This is a genomic window from Rhizobium sp. R634 (assembly GCF_002211305.1).
Taxonomy (GTDB): domain Bacteria; phylum Pseudomonadota; class Alphaproteobacteria; order Rhizobiales; family Rhizobiaceae; genus Rhizobium.
In genome coordinates, this window is sequence record NZ_LOKW01000003.1 from 158,291 (window position 1) to 174,449 (window position 16,159).

General features: G+C 62.1%; 14 protein-coding genes. 11 read left to right on the forward strand and 3 right to left on the reverse strand.

Going from position 1 to position 16,159, the window contains the following annotated elements; genetic code table 11:
* Positions 1–206: 206 nt before the first annotated feature.
* From ATY77_RS06450 to ATY77_RS06480, 7 genes are all read left to right on the forward strand, one after another.
* Complete coding sequence (locus ATY77_RS06450) at positions 207–1,595, forward strand: dipeptidase (protein ID WP_088686697.1); 1,389 nt, start codon at positions 207–209, stop codon at positions 1,593–1,595.
* Positions 1,596–1,967: 372 nt separating this feature from the next.
* Positions 1,968–2,642 (forward strand): SH3 domain-containing protein, encoded by a 675-nt coding sequence (locus tag ATY77_RS06455; protein WP_088686615.1) that lies wholly within the window; start codon positions 1,968–1,970, stop codon positions 2,640–2,642.
* A 361-nt stretch (positions 2,643–3,003) separates the two neighbouring features.
* Positions 3,004–3,225 (forward strand): hypothetical protein, encoded by a 222-nt coding sequence (locus ATY77_RS06460; protein WP_088686616.1) that lies wholly within the window; start codon positions 3,004–3,006, stop codon positions 3,223–3,225.
* A 151-nt stretch (positions 3,226–3,376) separates the two neighbouring features.
* Positions 3,377–5,704 carry a transglycosylase domain-containing protein gene (locus ATY77_RS06465; RefSeq protein WP_088686617.1) on the forward strand — a complete coding sequence of 776 codons (2,328 nt, stop codon included), beginning with the start codon at positions 3,377–3,379 and terminating at the stop codon, positions 5,702–5,704.
* Between the two features lie 282 nt (positions 5,705–5,986).
* A complete protein-coding gene (gene dnaK / locus ATY77_RS06470; protein WP_088676428.1) occupies positions 5,987–7,903 on the forward strand; it encodes a molecular chaperone DnaK in 1,917 nt (638 codons plus the stop codon).
* Between the two features lie 85 nt (positions 7,904–7,988).
* The gene (dnaJ, locus tag ATY77_RS06475; RefSeq protein ID WP_088676427.1) at positions 7,989–9,116 is read left to right on the forward strand and encodes a molecular chaperone DnaJ; all 1,128 of its coding nucleotides are present in this window, start codon (positions 7,989–7,991) and stop codon (positions 9,114–9,116) included.
* Positions 9,117–9,416: 300 nt separating this feature from the next.
* The gene (locus ATY77_RS06480) at positions 9,417–9,617 is read left to right on the forward strand and encodes a hypothetical protein (protein ID WP_088676426.1); all 201 of its coding nucleotides are present in this window, start codon (positions 9,417–9,419) and stop codon (positions 9,615–9,617) included.
* Between the two features lie 268 nt (positions 9,618–9,885).
* On the opposite strand, the gene ATY77_RS06485 is transcribed toward ATY77_RS06480, so the two are convergent.
* A complete protein-coding gene (locus ATY77_RS06485; RefSeq protein ID WP_088676425.1) occupies positions 9,886–10,251 on the reverse strand; it encodes a helix-turn-helix transcriptional regulator in 366 nt (121 codons plus the stop codon).
* A 379-nt stretch (positions 10,252–10,630) separates the two neighbouring features.
* Here ATY77_RS06485 and recF point away from each other — a divergent pair, with 379 nt between their 5' ends.
* Genes recF through ATY77_RS06500 form a run of 3 tightly spaced genes read left to right on the forward strand, consistent with a single transcriptional unit; the run spans position 10,631 to position 13,055 of the window.
* On the forward strand, positions 10,631–11,755 hold the full coding sequence (gene recF, locus ATY77_RS06490) for a DNA replication/repair protein RecF (RefSeq protein ID WP_088686618.1): 1,125 nt from the start codon (positions 10,631–10,633) through the stop codon (positions 11,753–11,755).
* Positions 11,752–12,570, forward strand: coding sequence for a molybdopterin-synthase adenylyltransferase MoeB (locus ATY77_RS06495; RefSeq protein WP_088686619.1), 819 nt, complete (start codon positions 11,752–11,754; stop codon positions 12,568–12,570). The genes recF and ATY77_RS06495 overlap by 4 nt, the downstream gene beginning before the upstream one ends.
* Complete coding sequence (locus tag ATY77_RS06500) at positions 12,567–13,055, forward strand: GNAT family N-acetyltransferase (RefSeq protein WP_088686620.1); 489 nt, start codon at positions 12,567–12,569, stop codon at positions 13,053–13,055. Before ATY77_RS06495 ends, ATY77_RS06500 begins: the two co-directional genes overlap by 4 nt.
* A 21-nt stretch (positions 13,056–13,076) precedes the next feature.
* On the opposite strand, the gene ATY77_RS06505 is transcribed toward ATY77_RS06500, so the two are convergent.
* Positions 13,077–14,078 (reverse strand): D-glycerate dehydrogenase, encoded by a 1,002-nt coding sequence (locus tag ATY77_RS06505; RefSeq protein WP_088686621.1) that lies wholly within the window; start codon positions 14,076–14,078, stop codon positions 13,077–13,079.
* Between the two features lie 186 nt (positions 14,079–14,264).
* Here ATY77_RS06505 and ATY77_RS06510 point away from each other — a divergent pair, with 186 nt between their 5' ends.
* On the forward strand, positions 14,265–14,804 hold the full coding sequence (locus tag ATY77_RS06510; RefSeq protein ID WP_088686622.1) for an SH3 domain-containing protein: 540 nt from the start codon (positions 14,265–14,267) through the stop codon (positions 14,802–14,804).
* On the opposite strand, the gene ATY77_RS06515 is transcribed toward ATY77_RS06510, so the two are convergent.
* The gene (locus tag ATY77_RS06515) at positions 14,797–15,789 is read right to left on the reverse strand and encodes an adenosine kinase (RefSeq protein ID WP_088676419.1); all 993 of its coding nucleotides are present in this window, start codon (positions 15,787–15,789) and stop codon (positions 14,797–14,799) included. The genes ATY77_RS06510 and ATY77_RS06515 overlap by 8 nt on opposite strands.
* Between the last annotated feature and the right edge of the window lie 370 nt (positions 15,790–16,159).

Consider the following 16,159-nt stretch of genomic DNA (forward strand, 5'->3'; position numbering starts at 1 on the left):
TTCTTCTTTATTACTAACGCATGTCCTCAGGACGTCTGCAGCGGTTCCGGGATAAGACATGCTCAAAACAAAGAGCCAATGCGCTTCGCATGAATCAAGTTCGGGTCGTTTCGGCGCGCTTGCGCCCTATCGATTTTGCTTTTTCCGCCTCGCCTGCCTTTCCGGTTTGGTCTATCGTCCCGCCGAATTTCGAAAAGGAGTCGAAAATGACCGATATACAACCGGTGCTTTCGCGCGCGGACCAGAATCTTTCATCGAGCCTTGAAAAGCTGTTCGAGCTTCTGCGCATCCAGTCGATTTCCACCGATCCCGCCTACAAGGCAGAATGCCGCAAAGCCGCCGAATGGCTGGTCGCCTATCTCCAGGGGCTGGGCTTCGAGGCGTCGGTGCGCGACACGCCCGGCCATCCGATGGTGGTCGCCCACCATGCCGGCGCCGGCGCCGATGCGCCGCACGTTCTTTTCTACGGCCACTACGACGTTCAGCCGGTCGATCCGATCGAACTTTGGGAAAACGACCCCTTCGAGCCGTCGATCAAGGATGTCGGCGAAGGCCGCAAGATCCTCACCGGCCGCGGCACGTCGGATGACAAGGGCCAATTGATGACCTTCGTCGAGGCCTGCCGCGCCTATAAGGAGATCAACGGCGCCCTTCCCTGCCGCATCACCATCCTGTTCGAGGGCGAGGAAGAATCCGGCTCGCCGTCGCTGAAGCCCTTCCTGGAAGCCAATGCCGCCGAGCTCAAGGCCCACTATGCGCTGGTCTGCGATACCGGCATGTGGGACCGCGATACGCCGGCAATCGCCGCAGCGCTGCGCGGCCTCGTCGGAGAGGAAGTGGTCGTGACGGCTGCCGACCGCGATCTGCACTCCGGTCTCTTCGGCGGTGCTGCGGCAAATCCGATCCACATCCTCGTCGAGGCCCTTGCCGGCCTGCACGACGAAACGGGCCGCATCACGCTCGACGGCTTCTATGACGGCGTCGAGGAGACACCCGACAACATCAAGGCGTCATGGGAGACGCTCGGCAAGACGGCGGAAAGCTTCCTCGGCGAAGTCGGCCTTTCCATTCCATCGGGCGAAAAAGGCCGCTCGGTGCTGGAACTTACGTGGGCGCGGCCCACCGCCGAGGTCAACGGCATCTGGGGCGGATATACCGGCGAAGGCTTCAAGACGGTGATCGCCGCCAAGGCTTCGGCGAAGGTATCGTTCCGCCTCGTCGGCACGCAGGATCCGGCCGCTATCCGCGAGGCCTTCCGCAACTATATCAGGTCGAAGATTCCGGCCGACTGCTCGGTCGAATTCCATTCGCACGGCGGCTCGCCGGCGATTCATCTCTCCTATGATTCGCCTGTTCTGACCAAGGCGAAGAGCGCGCTGTCCGACGAGTGGCCGAAACCCGCCATCGTCATCGGCATGGGCGGCTCGATCCCGATCGTCGGCGATTTCCAGAAGATGCTCGGCATGGAATCGCTGCTCGTCGGCTTCGGCCTCAGCGATGACCGCATCCATTCGCCGAACGAAAAATACGAGCTCGTTTCCTACCACAAGGGCATCCGCTCCTGGGTGCGGATTCTTCAGGCGCTCGCTGCCTGAAGGTGCGGCGTTCCAGATCGCAATAACAAAAAGGCCGGTTGAAACCGGCCTTTCGTCATCCGCTCGCTCAGTGCCAGTTCATCCGTGGTCAAGGAGCAGCAGGTATTGCAGGCAGACTGCCCTCGAAAGGTTAACGGATCGTTAACGGCGCTCGAGCGCGCGGGTTTGACTGGCTATGGAAAGGGCTGGCTTCTTGGCATTGGCGGACTTCCCCGTTCAAGCTACGTTCATCGCGATCGTCGTATAAGCCATTGAAAGACAAGGTGAATGATAACGCTCTCTCGCGTAGAGGGCGAAGGTTTCACCGTTCGGTCGGATGGCAAATACATCAAGGCGCTGCCCCAAAACGCGCCTGTGAGGAGTAAGAGAAGCGTGAAAAATCTGTTTGCTAAAATCGCTGCGGCCGGCCTGTTCGTGCTGGCGCCTGTGGTCGCGCAGGCTGCCGAGGGCTATTCGACGGCGAACGTCAACATGCGGGCGGGACCGAGCACCCGGTATCCCGCCGTCGCGGTCATACCCGCCGGCTCTTCCGTCGAGATCCGCGGCTGCCTTTCCGACGTCAATTGGTGCGACGTGGAATTCTACGGCGGCCGCGGCTGGGTCTCCGGCCAATATGTCCAGGCCCTCTATCAGCAGCGCCGCATCTATGTCGGTCCGCAATATTACCGTCCGCTCGGCATTCCCGTCATTCGCTTCAGCGTCGACAATTATTGGGATCGTTACTACCGCAACCGAGATTTCTACCGCGAGCGTGACCGCTGGAGCCGCGGCCCGGACTATTACTACCGCGACCGCGACCGCAACAATCGGGACCGGGATCGGGATCAGGACCGGCGGGATCGAGACAACCGGAACGACGACCGGAACTGGCGCGATGCGGATCGCAACCGGGACGGCGACAGGGATTGGCGCAACCGGGACCGCGACAGAGACTGGCGCAATCGAGCCGGGGATCAGGAGAGGCAGGACGGCTGGCGAGATGGAAACCGCAGACCGGATCGCAGAGATCCTGATTGCCTCCCCGGCGATCTCTCCTGCGACCAATGATAAATAAGGGGCGGCGGCAGCGCCGCCCTTTTGGCATTTGTCGGCACGGCGGCCACTCGAGAAAAAGCCCGGCGATCCCTTGGGGGGATGCACCGGGCCTGATGTCGATCGGCGCGTGTTGAGGGGAGACGGCCGATCATTCGCGGGACGTGAGGGGGCTGTCCCGCTTCCCCATAAACAACCTCGAAGCCTGTTGGTTCCACCTGTCCGAGAAAAGATGTGCAACGCAGCGTCGTGGGTGCGACGGAAGCCCCACCGACAATTTGCTGTGAGGATCTCGTGATGCCCTTGTCTTGCCGGGTTCTTTATTGCACCTTCACGATATTGCGGATTGATTTGATCCGTTCGAGGCTGGAAGCTGATGACGCAAGACTACCTGGCTTTCTTCGGGCTTTTCGGCCCTCGGGCGGCCGCCAAAGACGTTACCGTTTGGCATAAATACAATCCCATCCTTCCCGTGCGTCTCACCGATGGGACAAACCTCAATCCTTCCGGCCAGATCTGGCGCCGCTTCCATTTGGGCCAATGGGAATATAAGCAAGACCCGGAGACGACCGATGATTACGAGGCTCGCCAGTATTGAAGGCGAGAGGCGTAGTTTCCGCCACTTTATGTTCTTTAACACCCCGTTAAATCGCCGCAATTAAAGTTCACTCGGATGATCGCGTCGCCCGCAAGTGCGCCGTTGTGCGAAGCCGGGCTTCGCGATCGAACAGGGGTGTGACCGGTCGGCGATGGCAGGCAGAGGCAGATCAGGCGACAGAATCGAACCGTCCTTCAGCGGCCGCGCGGCGCGCGATGATGACGAATTCTCGCTCGATGCCGACGACCGCATTGGCGGAAACAGGTCCGCGCGGCGCGGCAGCTCAAAGCCTCCGAAGCAGCGTGCGGCTCCCCGCCGGCGGCGCGAGCCGCGCGAGCGCGAAGGCGGCGGCTTTTTCGGCTTCCTGCGCGGCGTGGTCTACTGGTGCGTCGTGCTTTTCATCTGGGCCGGCATCGGCGTCGCCGGGCTTGTCGTCTATTACGGCTCGCGCATGCCGAGCGCCAGCACATGGGCGATCCCGGAACGGCCGCCGAACGTCAAGATTACCGCCGTCGACGGCAGCGTCATCGCCAATCGCGGTGCCACCGGCGGCGAGGCGCTGTCGCTCGAAAACATGTCGCCGTATATTCCGGAAGCCGTCATCGCCATCGAAGACCGGCGCTTCTATTCGCATTTCGGCGTCGATCCGCTCGGCCTCGGCCGAGCGATCGTCACCAACTTCACCGCCGGCCATATGGTGCAGGGCGGCTCGACACTGACGCAGCAGCTTGCCAAGAACCTCTTCCTCTCTCCCGAGAGAACGCTGGAACGCAAGGTGCAGGAGGTGCTGCTGGCGCTCTGGCTGGAGCAGAAATATACCAAGGACCAGATCCTTGCGATGTATCTCAACCGCGTGTTCTTCGGATCGAATGCCTATGGCGTCGAAGCGGCGTCGCGGCGCTACTTCAACAAATCGGCGCGTGACGTGAACCTCGGCGAGGCCGCCGTGCTGGCCGGCCTGCTCAAGGCGCCGTCGCGGCTTTCGCCGGCCCGCGACGCGGAAGCGGCGAATGCACGCGCCCAGCTCGTGCTCGCGGCGATGCGCGAACAGGGTTTCATCACCGATTCCGAGGTGAAGACGGCGATGTCGCAGACCCCGGCTTCGGCCAAAAGCTACTGGTCGGGCGCGGGACACTATGTCGCCGACATGGTGATGGACCAATTGCCCGGGCTGATCGGCGACATCAAGGAAGACGTCATCGTCGATACGACCATCGACAAATCGCTGGAGAAGAAGGCCGAACAATCGCTGGTCGACGTGCTCGACAAGGAAGGCGGCAAGCTCGACGCCTCGCAGGCGGCACTCGTCTCGATCGACGGCACCGGCGCGATCCGCGCGCTCGTCGGCGGCAGGGATTATGCGGCAAGCCAGTTCAACCGCGCCGTCAAGGCGAAACGGCAGCCGGGCTCCTCGTTCAAGCCCTTCGTCTATGCCGCTGCGCTCGAGAAGGGACTGACGCCCTTTTCGGTGTTCAACGACGCGCCGATCCGCATCGGCGACTGGACGCCGGAGAATTACGAGAAAAAATACAATGGCGAAGTGACACTGGCGACCGCGCTTGCCAAGTCGCTGAACACAGTGGCCGCCCAGCTGGTGATGTATGACGGGCCGGATCAGGTGATCAAGCTCGCCCACCGGCTCGGCATCGAAAGCGAGCTGCAGCCGAACGCGTCGATTGCGCTCGGCACATCCGAGGTCTCGCTGATGGAGCTGACCGCCTCCTACGCCGCCTTCATGAACGGCGGCTACAAGGCGACGCCGCACGTCATCCGCCGGGTGACGACCGCCGAAGGCAAGGTTCTCTACGAAAATACCTATGACAGCCCGCCGCGCGTGCTCTCCGAGCAGATCGCCGCCGAAATGGATGCGATGATGATGGGCGTCATCGAAAACGGCACCGGCAAGAGCGCCAAGATCCCCGGCTGGCAGGCGGCAGGAAAGACCGGCACGACGCAGAATTCGCGCGACGCGCTGTTCGTCGGCTTCACCAGTAATCTCACGACAGGCGTCTGGTTCGGCAATGACGACGGCAAGCCGATGAAGAAAGTGACCGGCGGCGGTCTTCCGGCCAAGGCCTGGAAGGAATTCATGATCGCCGCCCATAAGGGTCTTTCGCCGGCTCCGCTCTTTGGCAACGGCCAGCTGATCGGCGATCAGAACAACGGCCAGCCGATGGCGCAGGCCGTACCCGACGGCGGGCAGCCGGTCACGGCCGAGGCGCCGCCATCGACGACGATCGGCGGCATCATTTCCGGCGTCTTCGGCGGTGACGAAAGTGCCAATCGCTATCCGCAGGCGCCCGTTCGCCAGCAAAATGCCCCGTCCGGAAACGGTCCGGTCCCGCCTGCCGACGTCGCCGAAGGCGATGGCTCCGGCTATGGAAACGTCGTGCCACCCGGCGATGTCGGGACGCCGCAGGCGACCTCTTCGGTGCAGCCGCACCGCACCACTCTGCTCGATCTGATCATGGGCCAGTGAGATTTTTGCGGCACGCCCAGCACAAGCCCGATGCTTTAGGAAACGGCTGCCTTCCGGGCAAGCGGCAGCCCTCCTTACCGGCTGCCGTCAAAATTGAATGCAACACATTCGTTTTGCTGGATTCCGGGCCAATTGCCGCCTTGCAGTCCAGAAAACCGCTCCTTATATACGCCGCATCACCGCAATCACGATTGCGTAATCTCAAGTAGACCCATCCCGTAAGGGGCTGTCAGGGAAATGCCTTCTGGGGGTTCCGACAGCTTGCTTCAAGGAGAGAATGACATGGCAAAAGTAATTGGTATCGACCTTGGAACGACGAATTCCTGCGTCGCAGTCATGGACGGCAAGGACGCGAAGGTCATCGAGAATGCGGAAGGTGCACGCACCACCCCTTCCATGGTGGCTTTTTCCGATGATGGCGAGCGCCTCGTCGGCCAGCCGGCCAAGCGTCAGGCGGTCACCAACCCGACGAACACGCTCTTTGCGGTGAAGCGCCTGATCGGCCGCCGCTACGAAGATCCGACCGTCGAGAAGGACAAGCATCTCGTTCCCTTCAGCATCGTCAAGGGCGACAATGGCGACGCCTGGGTCGAAGCCAATGGCAAGGGCTACTCGCCCGCACAGATTTCCGCGATGATCCTTCAGAAGATGAAGGAAACCGCCGAATCCTATCTCGGCGAAAAGGTCGAGAAGGCCGTCATCACCGTTCCGGCATACTTCAACGACGCTCAGCGCCAGGCAACCAAGGATGCCGGCCGCATCGCCGGTCTTGAAGTGCTGCGCATTATCAACGAGCCGACCGCTGCTGCTCTCGCTTACGGCCTCGACAAGAAGGACGGCAAGACGATCGCCGTTTACGACCTTGGCGGCGGCACCTTCGATATTTCGATCCTGGAAATCGGCGACGGCGTCTTCGAAGTGAAGTCCACCAACGGCGACACCTTCCTCGGCGGCGAAGACTTCGACATGCGTCTCGTCGAATATCTCGTTGCCGAGTTCAAGAAGGACAACGGCATCGACCTGAAGAACGACAAGCTTGCCCTGCAGCGCCTCAAGGAAGCTGCCGAAAAGGCCAAGATCGAGCTTTCGTCCTCGCAGCAGACCGAAATCAACCTGCCGTTCATCACGGCCGACGCCTCCGGCCCGAAGCACCTGACGCTGAAGCTGACCCGCGCCAAGCTCGAAAGCCTGGTCGACGATCTCGTCCAGCGCACGATCGCGCCCTGCAAGGCAGCCCTCAAGGATGCCGGCGTCACCGCAGCCGAAATCGACGAAGTCGTTCTCGTCGGCGGTATGAGCCGCATGCCAAAGGTACAGGAAGTCGTCAAGCAGCTGTTCGGCAAGGAGCCGCATAAGGGCGTCAACCCGGATGAAGTCGTCGCCCTCGGCGCCGCTATCCAGGCCGGCGTTCTCCAGGGCGACGTCAAGGACGTTCTGCTCCTCGACGTGACCCCGCTGTCGCTCGGCATCGAAACGCTCGGCGGCGTCTTCACCCGCCTGATCGAGCGCAACACGACGATCCCGACGAAGAAGAGCCAGACCTTCTCGACCGCGGAAGACAACCAGCAGGCCGTCACCATCCGCGTTTCGCAGGGCGAGCGCGAAATGGCTGCCGACAACAAGCTGCTCGGCCAGTTCGACCTCGTCGGCCTGCCGCCATCGCCGCGCGGCGTGCCGCAGATCGAAGTCACCTTCGACATCGACGCCAACGGCATCGTGCAGGTTTCGGCCAAGGACAAGGGCACCGGCAAAGAACAGCAGATCCGCATCCAGGCTTCCGGCGGTCTTTCCGACGCCGACATCGAGAAGATGGTCAAGGATGCCGAGTCGCATGCGGCCGAAGACAAGAAGCGCCGCGAGGGCGTGGAAGCCAAGAACCAGGCCGAAAGCCTGATCCACTCCACGGAAAAGTCGCTGAAGGATTACGGCGACAAGGTCTCCGAAGCCGACCGCACCGCAATCTCGGATGCGATCGCCGCTCTGAAGTCCGCGACCGAGGCAACCGAAGCCGACGCCGAAGACATCAAGGCCAAGACCCAGACGCTCATGGAAGTTTCCATGAAGCTCGGCCAGGCGATCTATGAAGCACAGCAGGCCGAAGGCGGCGCTGCTGCCGATGCCTCGGCGGAAGGCGGCGACAATGTCGTCGATGCCGACTACGAGGAAATCAAGGACGACGACCGCAAAAAGTCCGCGTAATCCGCGGCGGCGTGGTTATGCTTCAACACCTGATCCGGCTGCTCACCACGGCAGCCGGAAATCCATTTCCGGGGTTTAATCCTTAATGGCAAAAGCGGACTTTTACGAAACTCTGGGTGTAGCCAAGTCGGCGGACGAGAAAGAGCTGAAGAGCGCCTTCCGAAAACTGGCGATGAAATACCATCCGGACAAGAACCCGGATGACAAGGACGCCGAACGGAAGTTCAAGGAAATCAACGAAGCCTATGAGATGCTCAAGGACCCGCAGAAGCGGGCGGCCTATGATCGTTACGGCCATGCGGCCTTCGAGCATGGCGGCATGGGCGGCGGTGGCGGCGGATTTGCCGGCGGCGGCTTCTCGGACATTTTCGAGGATATTTTCGGCGAGATGATGGGCGGCGGACGCGCGCGCCAGCGCTCGTCGGGCGGGCGCGAACGCGGCGCCGATCTTCGCTACAACATGGAAATTACCCTGGAAGAGGCCTTCTCCGGCAAGACGGCGCAGATCCGCGTGCCGACGTCGATCACCTGCGACGTCTGTTCGGGTTCGGGCGCCAAGCCCGGCACGCAGCCGAAGAACTGCGGCACCTGCCAGGGGACGGGGCGCGTGCGCGCCGCACAGGGTTTCTTCTCGATCGAGCGGACCTGCCCGACCTGCCATGGCCGCGGCCAGATCATTCCCGATCCTTGCCAGAAGTGCCACGGCCAGGGCCGGGTGACGGAAGAGCGTTCGCTCTCGGTCAATATTCCCTCGGGCATCGAGGACGGCACACGCATTCGCCTGCAGGGCGAGGGTGAAGCCGGCACCCGCGGCGGGCCGGCGGGTGATCTCTATATTTTCCTGTCGGTGAAGCCGCACGAGTTCTACCAGCGCGACGGGGCCGATCTCTATTGCGCCGTCCCGATCTCGATGACGACGGCCGCCCTCGGCGGTACTTTCGACGTGGCGACGCTCGACGGCACGAAATCGCGGGTGACGGTGCCCGAAGGCACGCAGGCCGGAAAGCAGTTCCGTCTGAAGAGCAAGGGCATGCCGGTGCTGCGTTCGGCGCAGACGGGCGACCTCTATATCCAGATCCAGATCGAGACACCACAGAAGCTGACGAAGCGTCAGCGCGAACTGCTGCAGGAGTTCGAGCAGATTTCCTCCAAGGAGAACAATCCCGAATCGACGGGCTTCTTTGCCCGGATGAAGGAATTCTTCGAAGGCTGAGGCTCCGATCGATACGCAATCGCAACAGCCGGGGACGGAAACGTCTCCGGCTTTTTTATCGGGCCAGTCCCGATTTGGGACATCTGTTCCAGATCGATACGGCGTTCAATCGGAAAAGAAACTGCGTTAACGCAGGCGGATGATGCCGCTTGCAAGTTTTCCAAATGACTTCAATCTCTGCCGTCAGCGCATAATCAGAAGATCGGCACCGATACCGGGAGGATGATGCGCAATTAACACGACACAGCGTTCTCAGCGCGTCCCATCGGACGCGAGACCACGGAAGCAAGAGTATCCATCATGGCGCCAGCCTTTTCCTCTCAGTCCGAAGACATCGACGTTCTCGCAGGCGCCATCTACACATGGTGCGCCGAACGCAACATCAAGCTTCGCAGCCAGCAGGGCCTTTCCATCGCCAGCATGGCGATCGACCTCTATCATGCCGGCCACCAGACGCAGGACGACCTGCTGACGGCGCTGCATGGGTGCGAGATTCACTAAAGCACGCCACGATCTTTCGGATCGCTTCGCGCGCTTCAGGTCTTCATTTCCTCGCACATCGTTGTCGAAAAAAAACCGCTGCCCACTTTGCGCGGCATGCCTTCAGGCGACGCATCCGCCGCAGCCGCTCTCTTCGCACGCCGTCACCCAGACGCTCTGTTCCTTAGGTGATGTGGACCTGCCGCGCGATTGCGCTGCAGACATGCAAAGGTCCGGGCGCCCTCCATTCCTTGAAGAGTCCCCGTTTTTCCTGACATAAAGCTGACGCTCAGGCGGCGCTTTCGACCGCTTCGCCGGTCATGAGCGTGAGGATGGTCTTGACGGCTTCCTTGCCTGCGGTCGAGCTCAGCTTGTCGTAGCTCAGGGCAAGCGCATAGGCGTCGGGACTGAGTTCGATCCGGCTGCCGAATTCCGATATGCCCGTTCCCTCGAAGAGAGCGGAGATCTCGACGCCGAGAAATACCGCGATCTGGTGCAGCTTGCTGGCGGAAACGCGGTTCGTTCCCTTTTCATATTTCTGGATCTGCTGGAAAGTCAGTCCGAGTGCTTCACCAAGTTCGAGCTGGGAAACACGGCGAAGGGCGCGAAGCTGTCTGATGTTGCGACCAACGATAATATCAACCGGATCTGGCACTTCACCACTCTCTTTACATAAACGCTTTGTTCACCATATCGTTTCTGCGGGATAACTCAACCCGAAAGTTGCAAATTTCAACCGACTTTTTCTGGACTTTACGTTACGTCAGTCGTTTCGCAAAAATGCGTCAAAGCCCCTGATATCAAGGCGCGCGAGCCGTAGCCGTCCCTGCAGGCGGCATAGCCTGGAGTCGCCCAACCATGGCCTTCCAGGTTGTATTTTTTTAAACGTTGAGAACGCTCCCCGTTCTATCGCGCCCGCTGCGGCGCTGATTTTCGCCAGCGCCAACAGGAGGTTACGACAGCAAAGAAGCGGCGAGCCTTGCCATCGGCGCCGCTTCGGCTTAGCTGTCACGCTTAACGATTCCGGACATCCGATGCCGCACAAGGTTTCCCTTTCCCGCCTGAAGCTGAGCGACTTCCGCAATTATGCGGCGGCGACGCTTGGCCTTGACGGCCGGCACGTCGTGCTGACGGGAAACAACGGTGCCGGCAAGACCAATCTGATGGAAGCGGTCTCGCTGCTTTCGCCCGGCCGCGGCCTCAAGCGCGCGGCCTATGGCAATATTACCCGCGTCGGCGCGGCCGGCGGCTTTTCGATCTTCGCCGCGCTCGATGGCATGGAGGGCGAAGTCGAGATCGGCACCGGCATCGAAACCGGCGAGGACACCACCACCCGCAGGCTGCGCATCAACGGCACGCCGGCGAAGACGGCCGACGAATTGACCGACCACCTGCGCCTTCTCTGGCTGACGCCGGCGATGGACGGCCTCTTTACCGGCGCCTCCTCCGACCGGCGGCGCTTTCTCGACAGGCTGGTGCTGTCGCTCGATCCCGCCCATGGCCGCCGCGCCAGCGATTTCGAACGCGCCATGCGCAGCCGCAACAAATTGCTCGACGAAGGCCGCTTCGATCCGTCCTGGCTCACCGGCATCGAGGAGCAGATGGCAAGCCTCGGCATCGCCATGGCGCTCGCCCGGCAGGAGTTGCTCGGCCTGCTCGCCCGGCTGATCGAGGAAACGCGCGAGACCTCTCCCTTTCCCTCTGCATCCCTGCAGCTCTCCGGTTTCATGGACGGCCAGTTCTCGCGCCCGTCGGTCGATCTCGAGGACGATTACGCGGCGATGCTCGCCGAGAGCCGTTACCGCGACGCCGGCGCCGGACGCACGCTGGAAGGGCCGCACCGGGCCGACCTCATCGTGCACCACCGCGAAAAGGCGATGGAGGCCGAACGTTGCTCCACCGGCGAGCAGAAGGCGCTGCTTGTCGGCCTGGTGCTTGCGCACGCCCGGCTCGTCGGCAATCTCACCGGCCACGCGCCGATCCTGCTGCTCGACGAGATCGCAGCGCATCTCGACGAGGGCCGCCGCGCCGCGCTGTTCGACCTCATCGACGGGCTCGGCGGCCAGGCTTTCATGACCGGCACGGATCGCGCGATGTTCTCCGCACTCGGTGATCGGGCGCAGGTCTTCACGGTGGCCGACGGCAAGGTGTTCGAATGACGGAGGCGGCTTTCCCCGACGTCGGGCGCCATGATACGATCGGCGCCATGGAACCGCTCAGCACCGATGAAATCGCCCGTTATCACCGCCACATCCTGCTCCCCGAAATCGGCGGCGCAGGCCAGCAGAAGCTGAAAGCCGCCCGCGTGCTCGTGATCGGCGCCGGCGGCCTCGGTGCGCCGATCCTGCAATATCTGGCCGCGGCCGGCGTCGGCACGCTCGGAATCGTCGACGACGACAGGGTTTCCCTTTCGAACCTGCAGCGCCAGGTGATCCATGATTCCGGTACGATCGGCGAGCTGAAGACGGAAAGCGCCGCCTTGGCGATCACAAGGCTCAACCCGCATATCCGGCTGATCCGTTTCGAGGAGCGCTTCTCTCAGGAGACTGCCCGCCGTCATTTGTCCGGCTTCGATCTCCTGATCGACGGCTCCGACAATTTCGACACGCGTTATGCCGCGGCCGATGCGGCGGAAGAAGCATGCATCCCGCTCGTCACCGGCGCGGTCGGACGTTTCGACGGTTCGCTGACGGTTCTGAAACCCTATGAGACGGCCGAGGACGGGACGCCCAACCCTCGATATCGCGACCTGTTTCCCGAAGCCCCGCCGCCAGGGCTCATCCCTGCCTGCTCCGAGGCCGGCATCATCGGCGCGCTCACCGGCGTCATCGGCACGATGATGGCGATGGAGGCGATCAAGCTCGTCACCGGCGCCGGCGAACCGCTGATCGGGCGGCTGCTGCTTTACGACGCTCTCTCGGCGCGGTTCGAGACCGTGCGCTACAGGCGCCGCCGCGCAAGGCCGGCGCAATGACGATCATCCGCCTCGATGCCAGCTTCACGCGCTGGGACGAACTGCTCACCCTTATCCTGACCGCCTTCGCCTCGATGAACGGCAGGATCGATCCACCATCGTCTGCGCTCAGCCTGACGGCGGAAGCGCTGGCAGCGAAGGCCGAAGCCGAGATCGGTCATGTCGCGATCGATGACGGCAGGTTGACCGGCTGCCTCTTCCTGCGGCCGGAAGCCGATTGCCTTTATGTCGGCAAGCTCGCCGTTCTCCCTTCGGCGCAAGGCAAGGGCCTCGGGCGGCGATTGCTTGATATCGCCGAGGAGACGGCCTCAGCGCTCGGCCTTCCCGCCTTGCGGCTGGAGACACGCATCGAGCTTACCGACAATCACGCCGTCTTTGCCGCCTGGGGCTTTTCCAGAACCGCCGAGAAGGCCCATCCCGGTTTTGCCAGGACGACCTTCATCGAGATGCGCAAGATCCTTGCGCCTCAGATCAGCCCCGCCTGATCGAGCTCGAAGGGGCGTCTTTCAACGGCCGGGCAGCACCCTGTTCGGCGGCCTATGACCGTCGATGAAGGTGCGGATATTGATGATGACCTTGTCGCCCATGTCGACCCGGCCTTCGATCGTCGCCGAACTCATATGCGGCAGCAGTACCACCTTGCCCTCATTGGCGAGCTTGACGAGCTTCGGGTTGACGGCGGGTTCGTTTTCGAACACGTCGAGGCCGGCGCCGGCGATCTTGCCTTCCCTCAGGCACTTGATCAACGCGGCTTCATCGACCACGTCGCCGCGGGCGGTGTTGACGAGATAGGCGGTCGGCTGCAGCAGCGCCAGGCGGCGCGCCGAGAGCAGATGGAAAGTCGCCGGCGTCGAGGGGCAGTTGATGGATACGATGTCGACGCGGGCAAGCATCTGGTCGAGGCTTTCCCAATAGGTCGCCTCGAGTTCGTCCTCGACGGCCGGATTGGCGCGCTTGCGGTTGTGATAGTGGATCGAAAGACCGAAAGCCTTGGCGCGCCGCGCGACCGCCGTGCCGATGCGGCCCATGCCGACGATGCCGATACGCTTGCCGTGGATGCGCCGGCCGAGCATCCAGGTGGGAGACCAGCCGGCCCATTCGCCGGGCTTGTCGGTCAATACGCGTGCGCCTTCGCCGAGCCGTCTCGGCACCGCGAGAATGAGCGCCATCGTCATGTCGGCCGTGTCCTCGGTCAGCACGTTCGGCGTGTTGGTGACGGTGATGCCTTTGCGCGCCGCCGCCTCGACATCGATATGGTCGGTGCCGTTGGAGAAGCTCGCAATCAGCTTCATCTGCGGCCCGGCCTCTTCGATCAGCGCCGCATCGATGCGATCGGTGACGGTCGGCACCAGCACGTCGGCGGTCCTGACGGCGGCGATCAGCTCGGGAACGGAACGCGGCGTGTCGTCGATGTTGAGCTCGGCGTCGAAGAGTTCCCGCATGCGGGTTTCGACGGCATCCGGCAGCTTGCGGGTGATGTAGACCTTCGGTTTTTTCTTCGCTGTCATGGCTGCCTGTCGTGCCTTGTTCAGAGGTCTTTAACCAAGAGGGGCGATAATTTTCCCATTCCGGGCATTTTCTACCAGACCCGCACGCGAAGACAAACAAAACTCGTGGTGCAGCCGGGGAATGTCAGTGCCCGGACAGCGAGCAGGCACGGCCTGGCCCGCAGATTCGAGCAAACGGAAGCTTCCATGCGCAGCAAAGTCCTGAAGTCCTGCCTCGCCCTCGCGATCGGTCTGGCCGCATCCCTGGGAACTGTTGAATTTGCCCATGCGCAGGCGGCCAAGGGGCCGAGCGGACTGCCATTGCCGCGTTTCGTGACGCTGAAATCCAAACGCGTCAATCTGCGCATCGGTCCGGGAACGGATTACGCCGTTTCGTGGATGTACCTGAAATCCGGGCTGCCGGTGGAAATCATTCAGGAATATGACAACTGGCGGCGCGTCCGCGATGCCGACGGCACCGAAGGCTGGGTCAACCAGTCGCTGCTGTCAGGCCAGCGCGCCGCAATCGCCGCGCCGTGGATGAAGACGAAGGGCAAGGGCGTCTACGTCAATCTGCGCCGCGAGGCGCTGCCTTCCGCCTCGGTCGTCGCCAAGCTGGAACCCGGCGTGATGCTGATGATCGGCGAATGCACCGGCGACTGGTGCCGCGCCGAAACCGACGGCGCCTCCGGTTGGGTGGCGCAGTCGGAGATCTGGGGCGCCTATCCCGGCGAAGCCTTCAAATAAGCCCAGCCCGCTTGGCGGCGTCGGACAGCGAGGTCATCGGGCGCGGACCGATCTGCTGGATGACGATGCCGGCCGCCAGGCAACCGAGCTTGCCGCAATCTTCCAACGACCGTCCCTGCGTATAGCCATAGAGGAAGCCGGAGGCGAAGAGATCGCCGGCGCCCGTCGTGTCCACCACTTCCTTGATCCTGATCGCATCAACGTAATAGCGCTCGCGGCCCTTGAGGATAACGGCGCCGTTCTCGCTCATCGTCACCGCGGCGATCTTGCAATCGGCGGCGATCTTGTTCAGCGCCTCTTCGAAATCTTCGGTCTGGTAAAGCGACAGCGCTTCCTGGCGATTGGCGAAAACGATATCGACCGTGCCCGAGCGCATCAAATCGAGGAATTCGCCGCGATAACGGTCGACGCAGAAGCTGTCGGAAAGCGTCATCGACATTTCGCGGCCGTTTTCATGGGCGATGCGGGCGCAGTCGCGAATGGCCTCCTTGGCGCGCGGCGGATCCCAGAGGTAACCTTCGAAATAGGTGACCTTGGCGTCGGCCACGACATCGGCCTCGACGTCCTCCGGGCCGAGTTCGACGCAGGCGCCGAGATAGGTATTCATCGAGCGCTCGCCATCCTCTGTGACGAAGATCATCGAACGCGCCGTCGGCGGGAAGGTGCCCTTCGGCTTCGTCTGATAGTGGACGCCCTGGGCGCGGATGTCGTGCGTGAAGATATCGCCGAGCTGATCTGCGGCGACATTGCCGAAATAGGCGGCCTTGCCGCCGAGGTTCGCGACGCCCGCCGCCGTGTTGCCGGCGCTGCCGCCGGAGGCTTCGAGGGCCGGCCCCATGCGCGAATACAGGAGTTCGGCGCGCTCGGCATCGATGAGGTTCATCGCCGCCTTGGTGATCTGGTTGTCAATGAGGAACTGGTCGTTGCAACGAGCAATGATATCCACGATTGCGTTGCCGACTGTCAGAACATCGAATCTGGTCATGAAATGGGGGGTCCCGGATTTGTGATAGCCGGGGTTCGGTCTTAGCGAAATTTCCGCGGTTTGGAAGGATAAATGGTGAATGGTGCAGCTATTTCTTCGCAAAAGTGCCGCTTATTCGTCATGCCTCTGTCATCTTCGAAATCTAGAAATACTCGCAAGAGACCGGCATGAGCAGCTTTCGGTTGCAGCAGGGCACGTAAGGGATGATCCCTTCGATCTTACCGGCGCGACGCTGACCACGGATGAACTGGCAGCTTCGTGATTCGGATATCCGGCAGGGCCGGAGCGGAAAAGCGGGCTCAGCCCGCTTTTTTTTCTTTGCGGGCGTCCCAGTTGGCGATCGGGCGGCCTTTGCCTTTTCAATCCGGGC